The following is a 22,442-nucleotide window of genomic DNA, read 5'->3' as shown; positions in this document are numbered from 1 at the left end:
ACACCTTTTGTCGTCCGATCCCGCACCGCGCGGCGATCGGCAGCCGGCGATCAGCCTCAGTTTGCTATCATGCGGCGCTTTTACGGTTAACCCCCCGCCAGTCCTGCCGACTCGCGGGCTGCAAAAGGCGGTATTAGATGACGGCTTTGTTGACTCGCCGCAAGGTACTTGCGGGAATGGGCGTGCTCGGGCTCGGCCTGCTCGCCGGTTGCGACACCCGTGGCCAACTGTCGTACAAGTACGGCAAGGATCTGAGCGACAAGATCCTCGGACGCACCTTCAAGCTGAAGAACCCCGAAGGCGAAACCATGTCGCTGTCGAGCTTTCGCGGGATGATGCCGATGATCTTCTTCGGCTTCACCCAATGCCCGGCCGTTTGCCCCACCACCCTGGCCCGCGCCGCGCAGATCAAGAAACTCATGGGCCGCGACGGCGACCGTCTGCAAGTGGTGTTCATCACCCTCGACCCTGAGCGCGACACACCGCAGATCCTCGACGCCTACGTCAAAGCCTTCGATCCGAGCTTCGTCGCGCTGTACGGCACACTTGAGGAAACCAAGGCCACCGCCAAGGAATTCGACGTGTTCTACGAGAAAGTCCCGGCCGGCGACACCTACACCATCTCCCATACGTCCACCAGCTACGTCTACGACTCGCGTGGTGAGTTGCGCCTGGGCCTGTCCACTTCGCTGACAGCCCAAGAGTGCACGGAAGATTTGCTTACTGTTATGGAGGTCTGCTGATGCATCCCGTTCTGAATCACCTCAAACGCACCGTATGTGCACTGTCCCTGCTCGGCCTGGCCTTCCAGGTGTCGGCGCAGACCAAAGTCGACGATGCCTGGGTCCGTGCCACCGTGCCGACCCAGTCCGCCAGCGGCGCGTTCATGACCGTCACTGCCGACACCGACAGCAAGCTGCTCAGCGTTGCCTCGCCAGTGGCCAAGGACGTTCAGATTCATGAAATGAGCATGAAGAACGATGTGATGACCATGGGCCCGGTGAAGTCCGTTGAGCTGCCTGCCGGCAAAGCCGTGAGCTTCGACCCGAACGGCTACCACGTCATGCTGATGGGCCTGAGCGGTCAGTTGAAGGAAGGCGACAGCGTGCCGCTGACCCTGACAGTGGAAAACGCCAAGGGCGAGAAAGAAACCATTGAGGTCAAGGCACCAGTCCGCGCGCTGACCAACATGGGCGGCCACGATCACAGCAAGATGCATTGATCGCTGACGGAAAGACTGTTCGCCTGACAGAAAAACGGGGCGGCCTGATCGATGATCGGGCCGCCCCGTTTTTTATTGGCCGGAAGAAGGCTTACGCCGCTAAACCTGTGGGAGCGAGCCTGCTCGCGAAGGCGTCAGGTCAGTCAACTCATCTGTGGCTGAAACTCCGCTTTCGCGAGCAAGCTCACTCCTACAGTAGTTCCGGCTGATGCCCATTCCCTCAACTCCCCGCACCACCATGCGCTTCTTCAAAGAAGTAATCCTTCCAGCTCGCCGCCTTGTTTTTCAACACACCCAGTTCCTGCAGTTTCTCGGCATAGATGAACGTGCGTTGCGGTACGACGGTGAAGTCGATCTCCGGGTCTTTGACGATTTGCTCGACCAGAGCCAGGGGCAGTTTCGATTGCTCTGCGCGGATATAGGCCTGGGCAGCGGCGGGTTTGTCGGCCTTGATGATCTGCTCGGCTTCGGCCAGTGCGTCGTAGCACGCCTTGTAGGTTTTCGGGTTTTCATCGTGAAATTTTTCTGTGGTGTAGAGCACGTTGAACGTCGCCGGGCCGCCGAGGATGTCGTAGGAACTCAGCACTTTGTGCACGTTGGGGTTTTGCAGAGCCTGGTACTGAAACGGTGGGCTGGAGAAATGCGAATTGATTTCCGAGCCGCCGGCGATCAGCGCGGCGGTGGCGTCAGGGTGCGGCAGGCTGACCGAAATGTTGTCGAATTTCTTGAACTGGTCGTCGCCGAATTCTTTCGCGGTTTCAATTTGCAGGGTGCGCGACTGAAAACCTACGCCTGCGGCCGGCACGGCGATACGGTCCTTGTCGCTGAAGTCCTTGAGGGTTTTGATGTTCGGGTTGTTGGTCAGCAGGTAATTGGGCATCGACCCCAGCGCGGCGATGGCTTTGACGTTCTGCTTGCCCTTGGTGCGGTCCCACACTGTGAGCATAGGCGGCACGCCGGCCGAGACGACGTCCAGCGCTCCGGTGAGCAGCGCCTCATTCATGGCCGTGGCGCCAGAAATGCTGTTCCAGTCGACCTTGATGTCCAGCCCCTGAGCCTTGCCGTGCTTCTCGATCAGTTGTTGATCGCGCACGACATCAAGGATTAGATAACCAATGCCGAATTGCTGGGCGATGCTGATCCTGCCCTCGGCTTGGGCGCCGCTACTGAACAGCGCACCCGCTGCCAGAGTAGCGGCCAACAGAGTCAGCGCAGAACGTTTGAACGGTGTGGCCATGACAACCTCGCAGCATGGGGGGTGGGCTGAAAGGCCTGACTTTATAGCTATAAAAAATAGAAATTAAATATCCTTATCGCATATCGATAGCACTGAGCGATTTGACGTCTGCTGCTGGAATTCAGGAGCAGTGGATGAACCTACAACAGTCTGAAACAAAAAACTGCCCTCGGGAAAAATGGCACTGCGCCCCACAACCCACGCCCGCTATGGGCACGCGCCGTTTCGGGGATCGCCGGCCGCAGGTTTTAAAAAGCCGATCAGCCTTCCTGCCCTTGGTATCATCACCCACACTTTTTTGACCCTTTGATGACAAGCAGGCCTTTTTTGTGAGCGCTCTTTTCAACTGGCTGCGGCGGCCGAATGCCCGCCTTCTTTCTCTAATCGTTTTGGTAATGATCGTGCCGGTGTGCCTGCGTGCAGCGTTGGGCTGGTCGACACCGCTGGGCTTTTTGTCGGATCTGGCCGTGGGTAGTCTGCTGGTGGTAGCGCTGCATCGCCGTACGTGGTGGCTGGCCTTGCCGGTGCTGGTGATTTGGGCGCTGCTGGCGATCGCCACGGCAGAATTGGTCAGCGCCGTCGGCCGCCTGCCGACGCCTTCGGATGTTCACTACCTGATCGACCCGCAGTTCGTCGAGAACTCCACTGGCGGCGGACTTGCGCACCCTGCCCTGGCCATTGCCTTGCTGGGTGCGTTGGTGTTCTGGCTGCTGGCCCAATTTGTGGGGCGCGGTCTGGCTCGTCCGGCATTGCCGCGCGCGGCCTGGGCAGCGCCGATCGTTTTGTTCGCCGCGCACTGGGGCGCGCTAAACCTGTGGCCGAATGACGGCGACGCCTGGCGCCTGTACAACCTGCCGCATCAATTGCTCGCTAGCGAAGTGGCCGACTTGCAGATCCAGGCCGAGGAGTGGCTGGACGGCGACGTCGAAGAACCGACACCGGCGATGGCCGGGCTCACCGATGTCGATCTCATTGGCCAGAAGCTGCTCGCCGCGCCGGGTCAGGCGCGCAATGTGTTGATCATTGCCCTGGAAGGAATCCCCGGCGCCTACATCCGCGCCAACCGCGAAGCGATCGGCAGTCATTACCAGGAAGACCTGATGCCCAACCTCAGCCGCTGGGCCGAGCGCGGCATGAACACTCCGGATTACGTGCTGCACACCCATCAGACCATTCGCGGTCTGTACGCCATGCTGTGCGGTGACTACGACAAGCTCAACAACGGCACGCCCAAAGGCGTGGAAATGCTCACCCTCAACGAACGCAATCAGGCCTGCCTGCCGGCGCAGCTGCGCGAACACGGCTTCAGCACTCATTATTTGCAGGGCGCCGGCCTGCGCTTCATGGCCAAAGACAAGATCATGCCGCACATCGGTTTCGATGCGACCCACGGCCTGGAATGGTTCAGCAACAGCAACTATCTGGAGTTCCCGTGGGGCAAGGATGACAAGGCGTTTTTTGAAGGTGCGCTGGATTACGTCGGCCAGTTGAAAAAGCAAAAGCAGCCGTGGATGTTGACTCTGCTGACGGTCGGCACCCATCAGCCCTACTCCGCACCGGAGGATTATCTGCAGCGTTATGAGACGCCCAAGCAGGCTGCCGTCGGTTATCTCGACGATGCGCTGGATCAGTTTCTTTCAGGGCTGGAGCGCCAGGGCGTTCTCAAGGACACACTGGTGGTGATCACCTCGGATGAATCCCATGGCATCGACGGCGTGCGGCTGGCCTCCTCGTGGGGTTTCAACCTGACGCTGGCACCGGAGCAGGCGCAACTGCCGCGTCTGAATGCCGGGGTCTACGGCCACGTCGATCTGAGCACCTCGATCCTCGACTATTTCGACCTGCCGGTGCCGACTGCGCTGAGCGGGCGGTCGCTGTTTCGCGACTACGATTCGGGGCGAGAAATCATGTCGTTCACCAACGGCAAACTGCGCTACCACAACGGTCAGGGCATCTTCTCCGAGTGCGATCTGCCGCGCCGCTGCCGCTATTACCAAAGCACCGGCTTCATCGCCGAAAGTGCCACATACAAAGGCACCTACAGCGGCCACCCGGCCCGGCAAATCGCCGCGCGCGCCGATGCGCTGGACCTGTCCTTGCTGCGCACACCGCTCAATCATCGCTACCAGTTCGGCAGCAACAACATCATCCCTCTGCAAGCGCAGATAAAGGATGACTGGGCCGACAACCTGATCGGCGCGCAATACCTGGAAATGCCCAAAGGCTCGCACACCCGCGTGCGCCTGACCGTGCGCTCGGTCGATCCGCAGCAGGCGGCGTACATTCAGCTCAAGGCCAAGGAATTTGAACGGGACGTGCAACTGGGCCTGCCAGCAGAAATGGTCGCCACGGCGGATCAGCCGCTGGAGATGGATTTCAGCTTTGAAAACCCGCAGCCGCGCAAAGCCTTCTCGTTTCATTTGCTGGGCTACGGCAATGGCGCGGTTGAAGTATCGGACTTCAGCGTGATCACTGAACTGCCTGGGCAGGATGACATTCTTGATGACGTGCCCGAGGACGACACCGCGCAATCGAGTTGACGTCTTTATTTATAAAGGCTGCACTCGCCTGTCACTTTGCTTCGGGGTATCGAGTGTAAGATCGAATTTGCCTGTCACTTTCCTGGCTTTTCCCAGATCCAGAGCAAAAGTGCCTGCTACGTTTTTGCGAAAATTGGCAAAGGTGACGATGAGTTCACCCTCAATAATAGGTTGGTCAAAATGATTGATCACAACCTTCCAATACCGTCCCATGGTTGGAAAAGTCACTGTGTGAGGACCATCTCCCTCCAACGCATTCGGCACAGACAACTCGACCGTGTGTATAAAATCGTCAGTTCCGATGATGATAAATTCCGTCTCGGTCTCTGCATAAACACATAACTTGCTCTCCAAAAATTTAACGTCATCGAGAAACGCGACAAAGCTACCGGTAGCATTTCGTTTGTTCAGAAGGTCACTTGTTTCGTCCTGAGACATGTCGATATTCCCTTGAGGTGAAGGTGACGTTGCGTTGACTCCAACATATTGTGATTGCGTGGTATCAACCACTGTCAAAGCTGACAGTTTTTAAGATCGCTTCGAAATAACGCCGCTTTTGCATCACGATATCGAGGTAGCAAAAGAGCCTGCCTATCGCCTGCCAAGACTGCGGCTATTAGCCGACTTGCCAACTCGGGTCTAGCCTTACCAGTCCGAAGTCGGCACGAGCCGGCCGCAGACCTGATAGGGATCCGAACATGGCAAACGAATCGAAATGCCCGTTCAACCACGCCGCCGGTGGAGGTACGACGAACCGTGACTGGTGGCCGAATCAACTCAATCTAAAAATCCTCAGCCAGCATTCCCCCAAGTCCGATCCGCTGGGCCAGGACTTCGACTACGCCAAAGCCTTCAAAAGCCTCGACTTCCAGGCGCTGAAACAAGACATCAAAGCACTGATGACTGATTCCCAGGACTGGTGGCCAGCCGATTTCGGCCATTACGGCCCACTGTTCGTGCGCATGGCCTGGCACAGCGCCGGGACCTATCGCACCGCCGACGGCCGTGGCGGCGCCGGCTCCGGTCAGCAACGCTTCGCCCCGCTCAACAGCTGGCCGGACAACGTCAGCCTCGACAAGGCCCGCCGTCTGCTGTGGCCGATCAAGCAGAAATACGGCCGCAACATTTCCTGGGCCGACCTGATCGTGCTCACCGGCAACGTCGCCCTTGAATCCATGGGCTTCAAGACCTTCGGTTTTTCCGGGGGCCGCGCCGATGTCTGGGAACCGGATGAAGACGTGTACTGGGGTTCGGAAACCGAGTGGCTGGGCGGCGACAACCGTTACGGCAAGAGTAATGGCCCAGTGCAAGAGCCCGGTGACGGCACGCTGGTGGCTGAGCCCGATTTGCATGGCCGTGAAGAAAGCCGCACCGATCAGGGCGAACGCAATCTGGAAAATCCCCTCGCCGCCGTGCAGATGGGCCTGATCTACGTCAACCCTGAAGGCCCGGAAGGCAACCCGGATCCGGTGGCCTCGGCCAAGGACATTCGCGAAACCTTCGGCCGCATGGCCATGAACGACGAAGAAACCGTGGCGCTGATCGCCGGCGGCCACGCGTTCGGCAAGACCCATGGCGCCGGCCCGGCTGACAATGTCGGCCCCGAACCGGAAGCGGCCGGTCTGGAGCAACAGGGTCTGGGCTGGAAAAACGCCTTCGGCACCGGTAAAGGCGCCGACACCATCACCAGTGGTCTGGAAGTGACCTGGACCACCACGCCAACGCAGTGGAGCAACAACTATCTGGAAAACCTGTTCGGCTTCGAGTGGGAGCTGACCAAAAGCCCGGCGGGCGCCAATCAGTGGCAACCGAAAAACGGCGCGGGTGCAGGCACCGTTCCCCACGCTCACGATCCGAACAAGAAGCTCTCGCCGACCATGCTCACCTCCGACCTGGCGTTGCGCTTCGATCCTGCATACGAGCAGATTTCCCGGCGTTTCCTGGCCAATCCCGATCAGCTCGCCGACGCATTCGCCCGCGCCTGGTACAAGCTGATCCATCGTGACATGGGTCCGCTCTCTCGCTACCTCGGCCCGGAAATGCCGCAAGAGGAGCTGCTCTGGCAAGACCCGCTGCCCGACGTGACGCACCCGCTGATTGACGACAGCGACGCTGCGGCGCTGAAAACCAAGGTGCTGAATTCAGGACTGTCAGTGTCGCAACTGGTTTCGACCGCGTGGGCTGCAGCATCGACCTTCCGCGGTTCGGACAAGCGCGGTGGCGCCAACGGCGGACGCTTGCGTCTGGCCCCGCAGAAGTTCTGGCAGGCCAACCAGCCCGAACAACTGGACAAAGTGCTGAGCACGCTGGAAAGCATTCAGAGCGAGTTCAACAACGGCGCCGCCGGTGGCAAGAAAATCTCGCTGGCGGACCTGATCGTCCTGGCCGGTAATGCCGGAGTGGAAAAAGCCGCGCAGAACGCCGGGCATTCAGTGTCGGTGCCGTTCTCGCCAGGCCGCGTCGATGCTTCGCAGGAGCAGACCGATGTTGAATCGTTCGGCTTCCTCGAACCGATCGCCGATGGTTTCCGCAATTACAGCAAAGGCAAATACACGGTTGCGGCGGAAACGCTGCTGATCGACAAGGCGCAGTTGCTGACGCTCACGGCACCGGAAATGACCGTGCTGCTGGGTGGTTTGCGGGTATTGAACACCAATGTCGGCCAGACCCGGCATGGCGTGTTCACCGATAAAACCGAAACGCTGAGCAATGACTTTTTCACCCACCTGCTGGACATGGGAGTTGAGTGGACCCCAACGTCACGGGATGCCGATGAGTTTGAAGGCCGTGACCGCAAGACCGGGGCGCCAAAGTGGACGGCGACGCGGGTGGATCTGGTGTTCGGCTCCAATGCGCAATTGCGCGCCTTGGCCGAGGTGTACGCCAGTTCCGACGCGAAGGCGCAGTTCGTCAACGATTTCGTCAAGGCATGGACGAAGGTGATGAATCTGGATCGGTTTGATCTGCGTAAATAGCTGTTTGTTGTGCCAATAAAAATGCCGCTCGTTGAGCGGCATTTTTTTGTTGATCGTTCCCACGCTCCGCGTGGGACGCTCTGCGTCCCAAAGCCGATGCAGAGCGTGGAGAGAGGCATTCCCACGCAGAGCATGGGAACGATCAATTAAAGGCCCCAACATTTAATCGGCGTTACGCCAGGCTTTTGCTCACCACTTCATACACATCACTAGACAGCGCCCCGGACGCCAGAATCCGCTCCAGTTCAGCCTTCATCAACGCCTGGCGCGCGCTGTCGTATTTGCGCCAGCGGGTCAGCGGGGCCAGTTGGCGCGAGGCGATCTGCGGGTTGAAGCCGTTCAGTTCGATCACCAGATCGGCAAGGAAGCGATAACCGGAACCGTCCGCCGCGTGGAAGTTGATCAGGTTCTGCCCGGCGAACGCGCCGATCAGTGCCCGCACCTTGTTCGGGTTCTTGATGTTGAACGCCGGGTGCTGCATCAACGCCTTCACCCGCTCCAAACCGCCCGGCAAGGTGCTGCCGGCCTGCACGCTGAACCACTGGTCCATGACCAGCGGATTGTCCTTGAAGTGCTCGGCGAAGCTGGCCAGTGCCAGGGCCTTCTGCTCTTCGAACGGCGAGTTGACCAGCACCGCCAGCGCGGTCAGGCGCTCGGTCATGTTGTCGGCAGCCTCGAATTGCTCCAGCGCCGCTGCCAACACTTCCGGCTTGCCGCTGAGCATCAGGTACGACAGGGCGATGTTCTGCAAGGCGCGACGGGCGAAGTGCTCGGCCTCAGCCACGTACGGAGTTTTCTTCGACAGATCGCGGTTGGCCTGATAACGCAGCCACAGCGCTTCGAACAAACCTTCGGCGAGTTGCTTGCGGGCGAATTCGCGCGCGACATGAATCGCCTCGACGTCGGCCACTTCGCTGATCTCGGTGAGATAAGCCTCACCCGGCAGCGAGAGCATTTCGGCAACCATCGCCTGATCCAGCGAGTCGTCGGACAGCACCGTGCGCAGCGCCGACACCAAACGCGGATCGAGCTTCAGGCTCTCGCCTTTCTGATGCTGGCCGATCAACTCTTGAAGCACTTGCACCGACAGTTGCTGACCGGCATCCCAGCGATTGAAACCGTCGCTGTCGTGCTGCATCAGGAACATCAGTTGATCGCGGTTGTACGGGAAGCTCAGTTTCACCGGCGCCGAGAAGCCACGCAGCAGCGATGGCAGCGGCTGTTCGTTGATGTCGACGAAGGTGAAGGTCTGCTCGGCTTCGGTCACCGAAATCACCCGAGTGGTGCCTTGTGCCGAGGCTTCACCAGCCAGACGCAGGGCGATTTCGTTGCCCTGGCTATCAAGCAGCCCGAGCTCGACCGGAATCACGAACGGCAGTTTTTCTACCTTGTCCGGGGTCGGCGGGCAGCTCTGGCGGAAGGTCAGGCTGTAGGTTTTCGCCGCAGCGTCGTAGGACTCGCTGACGGCCAGACGCGGTGTGCCGGCCTGGCTGTACCAGCGTTTGAACTGGCTGAGATCAACGCCATTGGCATCTTCCATGGCCTTGACGAAGTCGTCGCAGGTCACGGCCTGACCGTCGTGGCGTTCGAAATACAGATCGCTGCCCTTACGGAAGCCTTCGGCGCCCAGCAGGGTGTGGATCATGCCGACCACTTCCGAACCCTTTTCGTACACGGTCAGGGTGTAGAAGTTGGAAATCTCGATGAAGCTGTCCGGACGCACGGCGTGGGCCATCGGCCCGGCATCTTCGGCGAACTGGTGAGTACGCAGGTACGCCACGTCCTGAATGCGCTTGACCGTCGCCGAGTTCATGTCCGAGGAGAAACCGGCATCGCGGAACACCGTGAAGCCTTCCTTGAGCGACAACTGGAACCAGTCACGGCAGGTCACGCGGTTGCCCGACCAGTTGTGGAAGTATTCGTGGGCGACGATCGCCTCGACCCGCTGGTGCGCGGCGTCGGTGGCGGTTTCAGCGCGGGCCAGCACGGCGCTGGAGTTGAAAATGTTTAGGCCCTTGTTCTCCATCGCGCCCATGTTGAAATCGTTGACGGCGACGATCATGAAGATGTCCAGATCGTACTCGCGACCGTACACCTCTTCGTCCCAGCGCATGGATTTCTTCAGGCTGTTCATCGCGTGCTGGCACTTGTCGATGTTTTCCGGCTCGACATAAATGCGCAGCGCGACATTGCGCTGGCTCATGGTGGTGAAGGTGTCTTCGACGCACCACAGATCACCGGCGACCAGCGCAAACAGGTACGCCGGTTTCTTGAACGGATCTTCCCAGGTCGCCCAGTGCCGGCCGTCTTCGCCGGGGCCGGAAGCGATCGGGTTACCGTTGGAGAGCAACACCGGGTAGCTGTGCTGTTCGGCCACGACGGTGGTGGTGAACTTGCTCATCACGTCCGGGCGGTCGAGGTAATAGGTGATCTTGCGGAATCCTTCGGCCTCGCACTGAGTGCAGAACATCGTGCCGGACTTGTACAGGCCTTCCAGCGCGGTATTGGTTTCCGGATGGATGCGCACGCTGGTGTCGAGGGTGAAGGTTTCACTGGTTGGCTGCAGAGTCAGGTGGCTGTCCGAGACTTGATAGTCAGCGGCGCTCAGCTCCTGGTCCGCCAGCGTCACCGACAGCAGCTCCAGTTGCTGGCCGTCGAGCACCAGCGGCGGCAGGCCGGCGCCGCGTTCCGGGTTGCGGCGCATCACCAGTTGCGCGTGAACCAGGCTGTGGTCCTCGAACAACTCGAAGGTCAGGTGGGTTTCGTCGATCAGGTACTCGGGTGCCTGATAGTCCTTGAGGTAAATCATCTTCGGTTGTTCGGTGCGCATGCTGGAATCCTTATTGATGCACGGCGAGCTGGTACGCCGTGTATTTACGAATGTTGATCACGCCGGTGTCGAAGATCAGGTACTGGCCCTTGATCCCCAGCAGCGTGCCTTCGGCAATCGGGTTCTTGTCCAGGTTGAAGCTGACGATTTTCGCCGGGTATTGCTCGACGGGATAGCGGATTTCCAGCGGTTCGACATCGGCAATCGTCTGAATCGCCTGTAGGCCGAATCGCTCCTGCAACCCTTGCAGGCCTTCGGCGCAGCTTTCGAACAACTGATCGCGCACCTGCGCCAGATCCACCGCCGCCGCATCACCTTTGAGCAGCGCGCGCCAGTTGGTCTTGTCCGCCACCTGGCTGCGGAACAGGTCCTCGACAAACCCCGATTGCTGGCGTGTCGATACACGCATGATTGGCAAGGCTTGACTCGCACCCTGGTCGAGCCAGCGGGTCGGCAACTGCGTAGCACGGGTGATGCCAACCTTGATGCCTGACGAATTGGCCAGGTAAACCACATGGTCGGTCATGCAGAACTGCTGGCCCCACACCGGATCACGGCAGGTGCCGGCGTCGAAGTGGCAGCGTTCCGGGCTCATGATGCACAGGTCGCACTGCGCCAGTTTGGTCATGCACGGGTAGCAATAGCCCTGACTGAAACTGGTTTTGGTTTTGCGCCCGCAATGGGTGCAGTGAATCGCCCCCAAAAACTCCAGACGCAGCGTGCTGCCGATCAACGGATTGACCGGCACCTCGACGTCATCCAGACGAAACGCGTACTGCACGTTCGACCCGTCCAGACGCGCCGACATTTTGCTGATTGCACCGCGGCCAATCTCGATCAATGGATGGCATCCGACTTGAACAGGATGTTCGGCACTTCGATCGACTTCGACGCACACTCTTGCGGGCCCATGTAGCCAGTGCGCTGGTCTTCCGGCAGGTTCTGGATTTCCCAGGCAATCATCGCCTGCAACGACAGCTCGCGCTGTTCGGCAGTGAGTTTGTTGCCGTCGGACCATTTACCGATTTCCACGGCCAGTTTCAGGCTTTCGTAGATGTCCGGGGTGATGTTGTTGATCATGTCGTTGAAAGAGGACATCAGGGTCTCCGTGCTCTTTGCTGAAACAAAAATGTTAGACGGCCAGTTTACGGCGGTTATACAAACCGCCCAACAAACCGGTAAAGCATCCGATGAGTAACCCGCTCAGGTGCGCGGCGTTGGCGATCTGGCCGAAACCGATCAGCGAGATCAGCCCGGACATGCACACCACCAGCCATACCAGCATCATCACCAGCACGCCGCGCGGCAGACGATAGGCCGGGTTCGGCGCCAGCAACTGGAAGATCCAGCAATGCCCGAGCAAGCCGTAAAGCACACCAGACAGACCGCCGAACAGGCTCGGGCCGCTCCAGACGAACTGGGCGTAGTTGGACACCAGACTGAACAACAGCGTCAGGCCGATCAGGTTGATGCTGCCCTGGCGCGACTCGATGCGCCGCCCCAGCTCCCAGTACCACATACCGTTCATGGCCAGATGGAGGATGCCGAAGTGGATCAGCATCGGCGTCACCAGCCGCCACCACTGCCCCGCCGCGAGGCTGTCGGCCAGCGGCGTGAAGTGGATGTACTCACCGATCACGCGGAAATCGAGGAAGGTCAGCCAGCGCAAGGTCTCGAGGTTTTCGCCGAGGAAGGTCAGACCACCGACGATCAGGCTCAACAGCAGAATCAATCCGGTGGCTTTGGCGTGTTTCAGCTGCTCGGCGAAGCTCGGGCGCTTGAAGGTCTGGCCCATGGGTACATCCAGTTGCTGATCCGGGTCGCCGGCCGGGAAGCGCTCGTACAAGGAACGCACGTCTTCGCTGATTTCTTCTGGTGCCCACAGCACCTGTTTGCCCGCCTCTTCGCTGACGCGATGGGGCACTTGCATGCGTTGCAGCAGTTTGACGAAACCGCTCAGATCCACCGCCAACGGCAGGCGCAATACCGCTACCGCACTCATTGCAGCACCTCCGGCCGCTCGACATCGACCCAGACAAATTTTTGCGGATCCAGGCGCGTTTCCTGATCCAGACGATAGGCCACCAGTTTGCCGTAGAGCACGGCGCTGTAATCCAGGCACGCGAGGTTCGGGCGGATCGGCGCCGGTTTGCCGCTGCGCCAGTAGTGGCCGACGAACAGCAACGGCTCGTCGACGCCGTAGCGCAGCAAGGAATTCTTTTCAGTGGACGTCAGCGGCGTCTGCGCGACAGGTTCCGGCAGTGCATCGGGCTGGAACACGATGTCGCCGTAGGTTTTCGGGTCGTCTTCCCAGAACTTGGTGCGGAAGAACGAACGCACCAGACCGTCGCCGCTGGTCATGGTCAGGCCGCCCGGCAGACGCATGTCGGTACCACGCAGCAAGCGATCGAACACAGTGCAGGCGAAGCTGCCGGGAACGGCCGAGGCCTGGAGAAAGTGTTCATCGACGCAGCCATTGGGGAACAACGCCCGCAGCGGCTCGATCAGCCCGGCGTCCCAGCACGCATGCACCACGCGGAAACGACCGGCATCGACGAACAGCGGCAGCTCGTAGAACCACTGCTGGAAGTCATGCCAGTCACCGGGATGGTCCTCGAATTGGCTCAGGGTTTCCTGCAACAGCCGCGCATGGCGCTTGGTGTGTTCGCGCACGAACTGCTTGCCGCTACCCGGTGGCGCCGGGGTGACCCAGCCGAGCGCGTTGAATTCGTGGTTGCCCATGATGCACAGCGCCTGCCTCGCCTCGACCATGTCGTGAACGATGTGCAGCGCCTCGCGAATGCGCGGGCCACGGTCGATGATGTCGCCGACGAACACTGCCATGCGCGACGGATGCCGCCAGACCCCGCCCTGCTTGTGATAACCGAGACGGTCCAGCAAGTGTTCGAGGGTCATGGCGCATCCGTGCACGTCACCGATCAGGTCGTAACTGCGCGCGGGATCGAGCATCAGTCGCCTCCGCCCCCCAGCTTGCTGCCCCAGCCAAGCTTGGTGCGGCACACCTCGTAGTAATTGTGATCGAGCGGATGAATCAGGCGCAGCTTCTGCGCTTTCTTGCTCACGGTAATGGTGTCGCCCGGTGCGCAGGTGAAGTGGTTCTGGCCGTCGCAGGACACCTGCGGGTAGATCTGCATATCTTTGGACACGACGATTTTCAGCTCACTGTTGCCATCGACCACGATCGGCCGTCCCGACAAGGTATGGGGGTACATCGGCACAATCACAATAGCGTCGAGCTTGGGATGCATGATCGGCCCGCCGGCAGACAACGCGTAGGCAGTGGAGCCGGTCGGCGTCGCGACGATCAGGCCGTCGGCCTTCTGGCTGCAGACGAACTGGCCGTCGATGTACAGCTCGAATTCGATCATCCGCGTCGATTTGCCCGGGTGCAGCACCACATCGTTGAGCGCATCGCCCTGGCCGATGGCCTCGCCATGGCGACGCACTTCGGCTTGCAGCAGGAAGCGGTTTTCTACCAGATAGTGGCCGTCGAGCACTTCGGCGACCTTGATTTCCAGCTCGTCGGGGCGAATGTCGGTGAGGAAGCCAAGGCTCCCGCGGTTGATGCCCAGCACCGGAATATTGTGCCTGGCCAGCGCCCGCGCGGCGCCGAGCAGGCTGCCGTCACCGCCGACGACGATGACCATGTCACAAACTTCGCCGAGCATCTTGCGCGACGAGGTTTGCAGGCCATGGCCGGGCAGGACTTCAGCGATGGTGTCTTCGAGGATCACATGCAGGTGACGGTCGAGCAGAAAGCGTTTCAGTCGGCGGACGGTATCCAGCACCTGGGAACTGCCCAGGCGACCGATGATGCCGATATTACGAAATTGCTCCATGGGACCTCTGCGGACAATCGAAAACGCGAAAACCCGATTATGGGCGAAAGCGCCAGATAGACAAAATCCTTTCAGCCTCAAGGGTGCGATCAGGTTTAAGGCTATGCTCGCAAGATGATCCTGTTCCCCGACTTGTTGCAATTGCCCCATCGATTACGCCATCCCGAAGTGCGGGACCTGGCGTGGGTGATCCTCGCGCCGCCGATGCTCGCCGCCACGCCGTGGCCCCAGCGCCATCCGCTTGCCGGCAGCGACTGGGTGCACGACCCGCAGCGCCTCGAACATTGGCTGCACCAGCTCGACCGCGACAGTTACGGCCTGCTGCAATGGCTGTCGCAGGCGCGCACCCGGCGTCTGGGTCTGTATTACGAGCGTCTTTGGCAGTTCGCCGTCTCGCATGCGCCGGGCATCGAACTGATCGCCGCCAACCTGCCGATTCGCCGCGCCGGGCACACCCTCGGCGAACTCGACATGCTGCTGCGTGACCGCGACGGCGTGCATCATCTGGAACTGGCGATCAAGCTCTACCTTGGCCCGCAGGATGGCGATGGCCGCGATCCCGCGCAGTGGCTGGGGCCGGGTTGTCATGACCGGCTGGATCGCAAACTGGCACATCTGGCCGAGCATCAATTGCCGATCTCGGCGCGCCCGGAAAGCCGCGAGGTGCTCGCGGCGCTGGATATCGAAACCTTCAGCGCGCAGTTGTGGCTGGGCGGTTATCTGCTATATCCGTGGCCCGGGCACGCCGACTCACCGAACGGCGCGCATCCACAACATCTGCGTGGCAGCTGGCTGCATCAGAAGGACTGGCCGGCGTTTGTCGCACAGCGCCCGCCGGGCCGCTGGCAACCCCTGCCCCGCCATGCGTGGCTGGCGCCGGCGCATTACCCGGCGGATCAGGTCTGGACAGATGAGCACCTGCGTTTGTGGCTGGCAGACCTGCCAGCACTGGCCCCGGCGCAGTTGATGGTACGCCTGACCGAGAATGCCCAGGGCGAATGGGAAGAGGCGGAGCGGTTGTTTCTGGTGGCGGATCTTTGGCCGAATGTCCCCGGCCAAACCTGAGATTTGTAGTGTCCGACCCAATTCGCGAGCAGGCTCGCTCCCACAGAGAATGCATTTCAAATGTGGAATGCGATCACTGTGGGAGCGAGCCTGCTCGCGAAAAGAGCAACTCGGTCTATATGGATAGCCGCACCGCCAGTGCCGCCAACGTCACCAGCAACACCGGCACGGTCAACACAATCCCGACACGGAAGTAATAGCCCCAGCCAATATGGATGCCTTTGCGCTCCAGCACATGCAGCCACAACAACGTTGCCAGACTGCCGATCGGAGTGATCTTCGGCCCCAGGTCGCTGCCGATCACGTTGGCGTAGATCATCGCTTCTTTGATCACGCCGCTGGCCTGACTGGCGTCGATCGACAGCAAGCCGATCAGTACCGTTGGCAGATTGTTCATGATCGACGACAGCAGCGCCGTCAGCACCCCGGTGCCCATCGCCGCGCCCCACACGCCGTGGCCGGCGAATACATCCAGCCACCCGGCGAGGTAACCGGTGAGTCCGGCATTGCGCAGGCCGTACACCACCAGGTACATGCCCAACGAGAAAATCACGATTTGCCACGGCGCTTCTTTCATCACTTTGCGCGTGGAGATTTTGTGGCCGCGCGCGGCAATACCCAGCAGCAGCGCGGCGCACACCGCCGAAATTGCGCTGATCGGAATGCCCAGCGGTTCGAGGGCAAAGCAGCCGATCAACAGGATCACCAACACCGCCCAACCGGCGTAGAACGTCGCTTTGTCGTGGATCGCGGTGTGCGGGTTTTCCAGCTGTTCCGGATCGTAAGCGGCCGGGATGTCGCGGCGAAAAAACCACAGCAACATGCCCAACGTCGCCGCCACGCTGACGAAGTTCACCGGCACCATGACCGCTGCATAACGGTTGAAGCCGATATTGAAGAAGTCCGCAGAAACGATGTTGACCAGGTTCGACACCACCAGCGGCAGGCTCGCCGTATCGGCGATAAACCCGGCGCCCATGACGAAGGCCAGCGTCGCCGCCGGTGAAAAGCGCAGCGCCAGCAGCATTGAAATCACGATCGGCGTGAGAATCAGCGCCGCACCGTCATTGGCGAACAGCGCCGAGACCAGCGCGCCGAGCAGCACCATGAAGGCAAACAGTTTGCGCCCACTGCCCCGCCCCCAGCGCGCCACGTGCAGCGCTGCCCAATTAAAGAAGCCAGCCTCGTCGAGCAACAGGCTGATGATGATCAGCGCGACGAAGGTGCCGGTCGCATTCCAGATGATCTGCCAGACCAGCGGGATGTCCGTGAGGTGAACGACGCCAAAAATCAACGCCAGCACGGCGCCCAACGTTGCACTCCAGCCGACGCCGAGCCCCTTGGGTTGCCAGATGACGAGGGTGATGGTCAGCAGGAAAATCAGTGACGCAGCGAGCATTCGCAGAAGCCTTCAAATAGCGAAACGGGTGGAAATCGAACAAATGTGGGAGCGAGTCTGCTCGCGAAAGCGGTGTGTCAGACTAGAAATTGTTATCTGACAGTCCGCCTTCGCGAGCAGGCTCGCTCCCACAGTGAGTTTCGGTAAGTTTATTTCTTGTGTTGCTCGACGAACTGGCCGTACGCATCGATGAATTTCTGCAGGAACGGTTTCACCGAGTCGCTCAGCTTGCCCGCTTCATCAAACGCGTTGCCCGCGCCGCCCAGATAGGCTTCCGGCTGTTGCAGGCAATGGATATCGAGGAAAACAAAGGTCTGGCGCAGGTGCTGGTTGGCGCCGAAGCCACCGATGGCGCCTGGCGATACGCTGATCACCGCGCCGGGTTTGCCGCTCCACGCGCTCTGGCCATAAGGGCGCGAACCGACGTCGATGGCGTTCTTCAACGGTGCCGGGATCGAGCGGTTGTACTCGGGGGTAACAAACAGCACCGCGTCGGATGACGCCACTTTCTGACGGAAAGTGCTGTAGGCTGCCGGCGGAGAATCGCCGTCGATGTCTTCGTTGTACAGCGGCAGTTCACCGATTTCGACAATCTCGAGCTTGAGATTGGCCGGTGCCAGTTCGGCGAGGGCCAGTGCGACTTTGCGATTGATCGATGCTTTGCGCAGGCTACCGACCACTACAGCGACGTTGTAGACATTGCTCATGGATGACTCTCGATGGTCCGTGGGAAGAGTCGCTAGTTATAGATGATCCAGTGACATTTTCACCAGTGGTCATTGGTTTTTCCTGCGCGAGGAATATTTTTTTCCTGTAGGAAAACTTACCGAGCTTGCTGACGGTCTACAAAGCCGCAAATCAAGCGTTTTATCTCCAGAGGTTCTAAGCAGATGGCAGCAGTACTCGTCGGTCAGTTTCATGCAAGAGATGCGGAAGGCCGCGTTTATTCCGTGCATGAATTCCAGGAATCGAACCCGTCTGCAGACGGATCCACTGGCTCGGAGCCCATTTACAAACTCGCCATTGGCGATCGGGTCAACAAGGTCAGTGACAGCGAGTTTCTCCTGGTGCAATCAGGCATTACCCTGATCCGCGAACCTGAGCCAACCGTCGCTCAATAACCTAGCGTTATGAGCAGAAGTCATGCGAGCGGACTTGGGGTAGGATTCAGCGTCTGACCCCACCTGCTGAACATGGACTTCACGCATGCGTTTACGCCACATCGAAGTGATTCAGGCGCTCTTGCAGACCGGTCACCTGGGCACCGCCGCCGAATGGCTGCAACTGCCGGTGACCGAGGTCGAAGAGCGTTTGCGCGAAGCCGAGAGTCAGTTGGGGTTCATGTTGTTCGCCAGCGTTCGCGGTCGGCTGCAATCGACGCCCGAAGCGCGCGCCCTGCAAGCGGAAATCGAGCACATTTATGAGGCACTTGAGCCGGTGCAGCGTCTGGCCAACAGCCTCAAGCAATACCTCGCCCCGCCCCTGCGCATCATCGGCACCCCGCCGCTGGCTCAACAATTACTGCCACAAAGCCTTGCGACCCTGCGTCGACGCCTGCCCGACGCACCGTGCAGCCTGCTCAGCGCGCCGACTCGCGACATCGTCCGCAGCCTGTTATTGCGCGAAAGCGATCTGGGCCTGAGCCTGCACGATCCCGAACACCCCGATATCCACTGCCAGCCGCTGGCCCAGGGCAAGCTGCAATTGCTCGCTCCGCACGGCTGGCTGCAGCCGAAACAGAAATACATTTCCCTCGCGGATCTGGCCGGTCAGGCCATGGTCGGTCTCGAAGGTCAGGATCCGCTGAGCCCGGCGCTGGAAAACAAACTCCAGGCCTTGCGCCCGGCACCGAGCATTCAGACCCGCGTGCAGACCCATCAGATGATGCGCAGCATGGTCGAGGCCGGCGAGGGTCTGGCCACCGTCGATCCGTTCACCGCTCTGGGCGCCCGCGCCGGTGGCCTGGACGTCTGCCCATTGTCACCGGCGGTGCCGATCAGCCTCTACGCCCTGACCTTCAAACATGCCGCGCCGTCGGCGGCGATTCAGACCTTGCTGGCGATCGTCACGGAACAAGCCGAGGCGATGTTGTCGAGCTGAGTGGTTTTTCCAGCGGATTATCGAACAGGCGATACCAGAACAACGCGACTTCAGCGGTATGCGGATCGATGCCGCGATAGCGCAACTGGTCGATGCCGCCGATCACATAGCCGCAACGCTCATACAGACGACAGGCGCCGAGATTGTTGTTTTGGGTTTCGAGCATGATGCCCGGCAGCTTCTTCTTGCGACTCCAGAACTGCGCGACATCAAGCAACGCCTTGGCCACGCCGTGGCGACGGGCCGGGGCATGCACCGCCAGCTCATCGATGTGGGCAAAGCCGTTCCAGTTGGTGCTGATCACCAGGTGACCGACCGGCTCGTCGTCCAGGTACGCCATGAAAATCGCGCTGTCGGGCGCGTTGTGAAAGGCGCTGAATTCTTCGGGATCAATACCGTAGCACTTGCGGTACGGCACGATCGGCGTCACCGGCCACTGCTCGACCGGTTTGCCGATCACGGCAGCGCCGTAGGCCGCGACCTCGAAACTGAAGTCGCTGCCCCAGATATACGGCGCAAAACCTTCGTCGGCTACACGCACCGACAACCCTGGGTATTTCGGATTCATGACCGGTTGCATACTGGGAAAAGTCCTCATTCCTTGACGCAGCCGACGGTGTCGACCTTACCGTCGCGATGGATGATTGCCAGCGCAAATTTCAACTCTTTGTACATGAGGCTCAGTGTCCTGAGGCGGCAGATTTGCACCTGACCAGTGCACTCAGGGTAGAGGGTTGCGGCGAATGTGGCGAGGGTGGCAACTTGGCTCCATGTCGCCAAACGCAAAAAATCGCTGCCTTCCTGGTCCCCACTATGGAATGCATTCCCCGTAGGAGCTGCCGAAGGCTGCGATCTTTTGATCTTCTGATCTTTTGATTTTTCAGACCTGCGCATCAGCCTCGGCAATCTGCGTCCACAACGCCGGCGCTCCCGCCGATTTGGCGATGATTTCCAGCCGCACCAGATGCGCCGCCAGTTCTTCTTCGGTCGCCCGGATGATGCGTGCTGGCTGGCGATCGACCGGCAGGCGGCGGATTTCGGTAGCCGAGTTGTCGGCGCCCTCGCCCGTGCCATTGCCGTCGGACGCGTTGCCAGCCAGCGACAGGCTGGTCTGGCCGCCGGTCATGGTCAGGTAGACGTCGGCGAGAATCTCCGAGTCGAGCAAGGCGCCGTGCAGTTCACGGCCGGAGTTGTCGACGCCGTAACGTTTGCACAACGCGTCGAGGCTGTTGCGCTGCCCCGGGTGACGTTCCCGGGCCATCATCAGGGTATCGAGGATGGTGCAATGCTGGGTGATATCGGCGCGATCGTGCTGGCCCATCAAGGCAAATTCGTTGTTGATGAAGCCAACGTCGAACGCCGCGTTGTGGATGATCAGCTGCGCGCCCTGGATGAACTCGAAGAACTCGTCGGCGACTTCGGCAAAGCGCGGCTTGCCGACGAGGAATTCGTTGGTGATGCCGTGCACACCGATCGCGCCTTCGTCGCTCTCGCGATCCGGTTGCAGATAAACGTGAAAGTGCCGGCCCGTCAGGCGCCGACCGATCAGTTCGACGCAACCGATTTCAATGATCCGGTGACCATCGGTCACCGGCATGCCGGTGGTTTCGGTATCGAGTACAACGGATCTGGTGGCCATCAGTGCTCAGCTCTCAACGGGTCAATCGGGCAAAGGCGCGGATGTTAACACGCTCGGCGGGGTGTTTCAGTCAGACCGTGCCGGGTCCTTCGCGAGCAGGCTCGCTCCCACATTGGAATGCATTCCAATTCAAGGCCTGGAATACATTTCCCTGTGGGAGCGAGCCTGCTCGCGAATGGCTACGCCACGGTTAGAAGCGAAATCAGCTCTGCTTGTAACCACGCACTTCGTCAACGCCACGATTGGCCAGTTGGTCAGCCCGCTCGTTACCGTGATGGCCAATGTGCCCGCGCACCCATTTCCAGGTGACTTTGTGGCGGTTGACCTGCTCGTCCAGCTCTTTCCACAGATCGGCATTCTTCACCGGCTCTTTCGCAGCCGTTTTCCAGCCGCGCTTCTTCCAGTTGGCCATCCACTCGTTGATGCCTTTCATCACGTATTGCGAGTCGGTGACCAGCAGCACTTCGCAGGGGCGCTTGAGCGCTTCGAGGCCACGAATCGCGCCGAGCAGCTCCATGCGATTGTTGGTGGTGTTGGCCTCGCCGCCCCACAGTTCCTTTTCGACGCCCTTGCACACCAGCAGCGCGCCCCAGCCGCCGGGGCCGGGGTTGCCCTTGCAGGCGCCGTCGGTGAACAGTTCTACGGTATCGACGCTTTCCACGCTTTCGCTCATGCCAGTCTTTCCAGAAAAAATGCCTGTCCTGCCAATCACGGATCGACAATGACCGCGGCCGGGACAAGCCCGGCCACAAATAAAAGAAGATTTACGGTTCGATGCGGCGGCGGTTGACCTTGGCCATCGGCAGCGGAATCAGCTTGCCCATCGGCTCGCGGCGTTCCTGGCGCAACGGCCTGAGACCCACCACGATCTTGCGCGCCACCAGCAGATAGAAGCCACCGCCAGACAATTGCCAGTCACCGGCCTTGCGTTCCCAGCCGGCCAGGCGGTTCTGCCACTTGGGTGACGCGAGCGGCGGACGATAGCACCCGAAGCGGCGTTTCTCCAGCGCAAAGCCGAGCAGATTGAGCCAGTCGGCGACCCGCGACGGCGAGATGCAGCGCGCCTTGCGCAGGGCATCATTGGCGAAGAAATGCCGCAGCCCCCAGGTGCTCCAGGGGTTGATGCCGATGATCAGCAGATGCCCGCCGGGGCGCACGCTGCTCGCCGCTTCACGCAGCAAGCCGTGGGGCGACAGGCAGAAATCCAGGCCATGCTGCATCACCACCACGTCGGCAGCGTGCTCGCTCAACGGCCAGGCCTGCTCTTCGCAAACGATCTCGACCCCGGGCAACGGTGCGCCGAGACGCACGTTGCGCTGCACTTGCGGCGCGGCCGGCGGGGTTTCGGCGGACGGCCCGTAATGCACCAGATAACCGCCGAAGAAGCGGCCGAGCTCGTCATCGAGCATGCGCCGCTCTTCATCCAGCAGAAATTGCCCGAGCGGCCCCGACAGCCATTCGCGGGCGGCGCTGATCAATGCCAGCCAGTCGGGATCGGCCTGAGCGAACGCTTTATCGGTCATGTCATTCTCCAACGCGCCAGGAACTACTAAGATGCGCCAATGTTTTCTGCTT

General features: G+C 60.3%; 22 protein-coding genes. 7 read left to right on the top strand and 15 right to left on the bottom strand.

What is annotated here, in order from left to right:
• Positions 1 to 137 precede the first annotated feature (137 nt).
• Together ACZ9BE_RS08510 and ACZ9BE_RS08505 are read left to right on the top strand one after the other, a co-directional pair.
• Positions 138 to 743: an SCO family protein gene (locus ACZ9BE_RS08510; RefSeq protein WP_016774221.1), complete on the top strand. Its 606-nt coding sequence runs from the start codon at positions 138 to 140 to the stop codon at positions 741 to 743.
• Positions 743 to 1,222 carry a copper chaperone PCu(A)C gene (locus ACZ9BE_RS08505; protein ID WP_150742723.1) on the top strand — a complete coding sequence of 160 codons (480 nt, stop codon included), beginning with the start codon at positions 743 to 745 and terminating at the stop codon, positions 1,220 to 1,222. The genes ACZ9BE_RS08510 and ACZ9BE_RS08505 overlap by 1 nt, the downstream gene beginning before the upstream one ends.
• A 220-nt stretch (positions 1,223 to 1,442) precedes the next feature.
• Here ACZ9BE_RS08505 and ACZ9BE_RS08500 read toward each other — a convergent pair whose 3' ends face one another.
• Positions 1,443 to 2,459 carry an ABC transporter substrate-binding protein gene (locus ACZ9BE_RS08500; RefSeq protein ID WP_476249235.1) on the bottom strand — a complete coding sequence of 339 codons (1,017 nt, stop codon included), beginning with the start codon at positions 2,457 to 2,459 and terminating at the stop codon, positions 1,443 to 1,445.
• 329 nt (positions 2,460 to 2,788) lie between these two features.
• On the opposite strand from ACZ9BE_RS08500, the gene ACZ9BE_RS08495 reads away from it, so the two are divergent.
• Complete coding sequence (locus ACZ9BE_RS08495) at positions 2,789 to 4,999, top strand: LTA synthase family protein (protein WP_476249234.1); 2,211 nt, start codon at positions 2,789 to 2,791, stop codon at positions 4,997 to 4,999.
• Positions 5,000 to 5,008: 9 nt separating this feature from the next.
• On the opposite strand, the gene ACZ9BE_RS08490 is transcribed toward ACZ9BE_RS08495, so the two are convergent.
• Complete coding sequence (locus ACZ9BE_RS08490) at positions 5,009 to 5,437, bottom strand: hypothetical protein (protein ID WP_460137897.1); 429 nt, start codon at positions 5,435 to 5,437, stop codon at positions 5,009 to 5,011.
• Between the two features lie 260 nt (positions 5,438 to 5,697).
• Here ACZ9BE_RS08490 and katG point away from each other — a divergent pair, with 260 nt between their 5' ends.
• Positions 5,698 to 7,974, top strand: coding sequence for a catalase/peroxidase HPI (gene katG / locus ACZ9BE_RS08485; RefSeq protein WP_476249233.1), 2,277 nt, complete (start codon positions 5,698 to 5,700; stop codon positions 7,972 to 7,974).
• A 172-nt stretch (positions 7,975 to 8,146) separates the two neighbouring features.
• Here katG and pepN read toward each other — a convergent pair whose 3' ends face one another.
• The 6 genes from pepN to ACZ9BE_RS08455 are packed head-to-tail and all read right to left on the bottom strand — an operon-like array spanning position 8,147 to position 14,664.
• Positions 8,147 to 10,804: an aminopeptidase N gene (gene pepN / locus ACZ9BE_RS08480; protein WP_476249232.1), complete on the bottom strand. Its 2,658-nt coding sequence runs from the start codon at positions 10,802 to 10,804 to the stop codon at positions 8,147 to 8,149.
• Positions 10,805 to 10,814: 10 nt separating this feature from the next.
• Complete coding sequence (locus tag ACZ9BE_RS08475; RefSeq protein ID WP_016774216.1) at positions 10,815 to 11,645, bottom strand: DUF2797 domain-containing protein; 831 nt, start codon at positions 11,643 to 11,645, stop codon at positions 10,815 to 10,817.
• On the bottom strand, positions 11,642 to 11,902 hold the full coding sequence (locus ACZ9BE_RS08470) for a YeaC family protein (RefSeq protein WP_016774215.1): 261 nt from the start codon (positions 11,900 to 11,902) through the stop codon (positions 11,642 to 11,644). The genes ACZ9BE_RS08475 and ACZ9BE_RS08470 overlap by 4 nt, the downstream gene beginning before the upstream one ends.
• Positions 11,903 to 11,936: 34 nt before the next feature.
• Positions 11,937 to 12,806, bottom strand: coding sequence for a rhomboid family intramembrane serine protease (locus ACZ9BE_RS08465; RefSeq protein ID WP_476249231.1), 870 nt, complete (start codon positions 12,804 to 12,806; stop codon positions 11,937 to 11,939).
• On the bottom strand, positions 12,803 to 13,774 hold the full coding sequence (locus ACZ9BE_RS08460; protein WP_476249230.1) for a metallophosphoesterase: 972 nt from the start codon (positions 13,772 to 13,774) through the stop codon (positions 12,803 to 12,805). Before ACZ9BE_RS08460 ends, ACZ9BE_RS08465 begins: the two co-directional genes overlap by 4 nt.
• A complete protein-coding gene (locus ACZ9BE_RS08455) occupies positions 13,774 to 14,664 on the bottom strand; it encodes an NAD(+) kinase (RefSeq protein ID WP_041480619.1) in 891 nt (296 codons plus the stop codon). The genes ACZ9BE_RS08460 and ACZ9BE_RS08455 overlap by 1 nt, the downstream gene beginning before the upstream one ends.
• Positions 14,665 to 14,778: 114 nt before the next feature.
• On the opposite strand from ACZ9BE_RS08455, the gene ACZ9BE_RS08450 reads away from it, so the two are divergent.
• Entirely contained in the window at positions 14,779 to 15,729 is a 951-nt protein-coding gene (locus ACZ9BE_RS08450) for a DUF1853 family protein (protein ID WP_476249229.1), read from the top strand.
• A 115-nt stretch (positions 15,730 to 15,844) separates the two neighbouring features.
• On the opposite strand, the gene ACZ9BE_RS08445 is transcribed toward ACZ9BE_RS08450, so the two are convergent.
• Together ACZ9BE_RS08445 and ACZ9BE_RS08440 are read right to left on the bottom strand one after the other, a co-directional pair.
• Positions 15,845 to 17,128: an arsenic transporter gene (locus tag ACZ9BE_RS08445; protein ID WP_476249228.1), complete on the bottom strand. Its 1,284-nt coding sequence runs from the start codon at positions 17,126 to 17,128 to the stop codon at positions 15,845 to 15,847.
• Between the two features lie 149 nt (positions 17,129 to 17,277).
• Positions 17,278 to 17,835 (bottom strand): NADPH-dependent FMN reductase, encoded by a 558-nt coding sequence (locus tag ACZ9BE_RS08440; protein ID WP_039763234.1) that lies wholly within the window; start codon positions 17,833 to 17,835, stop codon positions 17,278 to 17,280.
• 183 nt (positions 17,836 to 18,018) lie between these two features.
• Between ACZ9BE_RS08440 and ACZ9BE_RS08435 the strand changes: the two genes are divergently transcribed.
• Positions 18,019 to 18,249: a hypothetical protein gene (locus ACZ9BE_RS08435; RefSeq protein ID WP_071171849.1), complete on the top strand. Its 231-nt coding sequence runs from the start codon at positions 18,019 to 18,021 to the stop codon at positions 18,247 to 18,249.
• An 85-nt stretch (positions 18,250 to 18,334) separates the two neighbouring features.
• The gene (locus tag ACZ9BE_RS08430; RefSeq protein WP_476249227.1) at positions 18,335 to 19,228 is read left to right on the top strand and encodes a LysR family transcriptional regulator; all 894 of its coding nucleotides are present in this window, start codon (positions 18,335 to 18,337) and stop codon (positions 19,226 to 19,228) included.
• Here the strand turns inward: ACZ9BE_RS08430 and ACZ9BE_RS08425 are convergent.
• The 5 genes from ACZ9BE_RS08425 to ACZ9BE_RS08405 form a co-directional block, all read right to left on the bottom strand.
• Positions 19,194 to 19,808, bottom strand: coding sequence for a GNAT family N-acetyltransferase (locus ACZ9BE_RS08425; RefSeq protein ID WP_016774208.1), 615 nt, complete (start codon positions 19,806 to 19,808; stop codon positions 19,194 to 19,196). The genes ACZ9BE_RS08430 and ACZ9BE_RS08425 overlap by 35 nt on opposite strands.
• A 14-nt stretch (positions 19,809 to 19,822) precedes the next feature.
• The gene (locus tag ACZ9BE_RS08420) at positions 19,823 to 20,122 is read right to left on the bottom strand and encodes a hypothetical protein (RefSeq protein WP_305382668.1); all 300 of its coding nucleotides are present in this window, start codon (positions 20,120 to 20,122) and stop codon (positions 19,823 to 19,825) included.
• A complete protein-coding gene (gene dnaQ / locus ACZ9BE_RS08415; RefSeq protein WP_041480624.1) occupies positions 20,109 to 20,867 on the bottom strand; it encodes a DNA polymerase III subunit epsilon in 759 nt (252 codons plus the stop codon). Before dnaQ ends, ACZ9BE_RS08420 begins: the two co-directional genes overlap by 14 nt.
• Before the next feature lie 202 nt (positions 20,868 to 21,069).
• Entirely contained in the window at positions 21,070 to 21,540 is a 471-nt protein-coding gene (rnhA, locus tag ACZ9BE_RS08410) for a ribonuclease HI (protein ID WP_007910572.1), read from the bottom strand.
• Positions 21,541 to 21,631: 91 nt separating this feature from the next.
• Complete coding sequence (locus tag ACZ9BE_RS08405; protein ID WP_041480625.1) at positions 21,632 to 22,390, bottom strand: class I SAM-dependent methyltransferase; 759 nt, start codon at positions 22,388 to 22,390, stop codon at positions 21,632 to 21,634.
• Positions 22,391 to 22,442: the final 52 nt, after the last annotated feature.

The organism is Pseudomonas sp. TE9122 (assembly GCF_056278925.1).
Note: the sequence above shows the minus strand (reverse complement) of the source record. Positions and strands in the feature narration are given on the sequence as shown.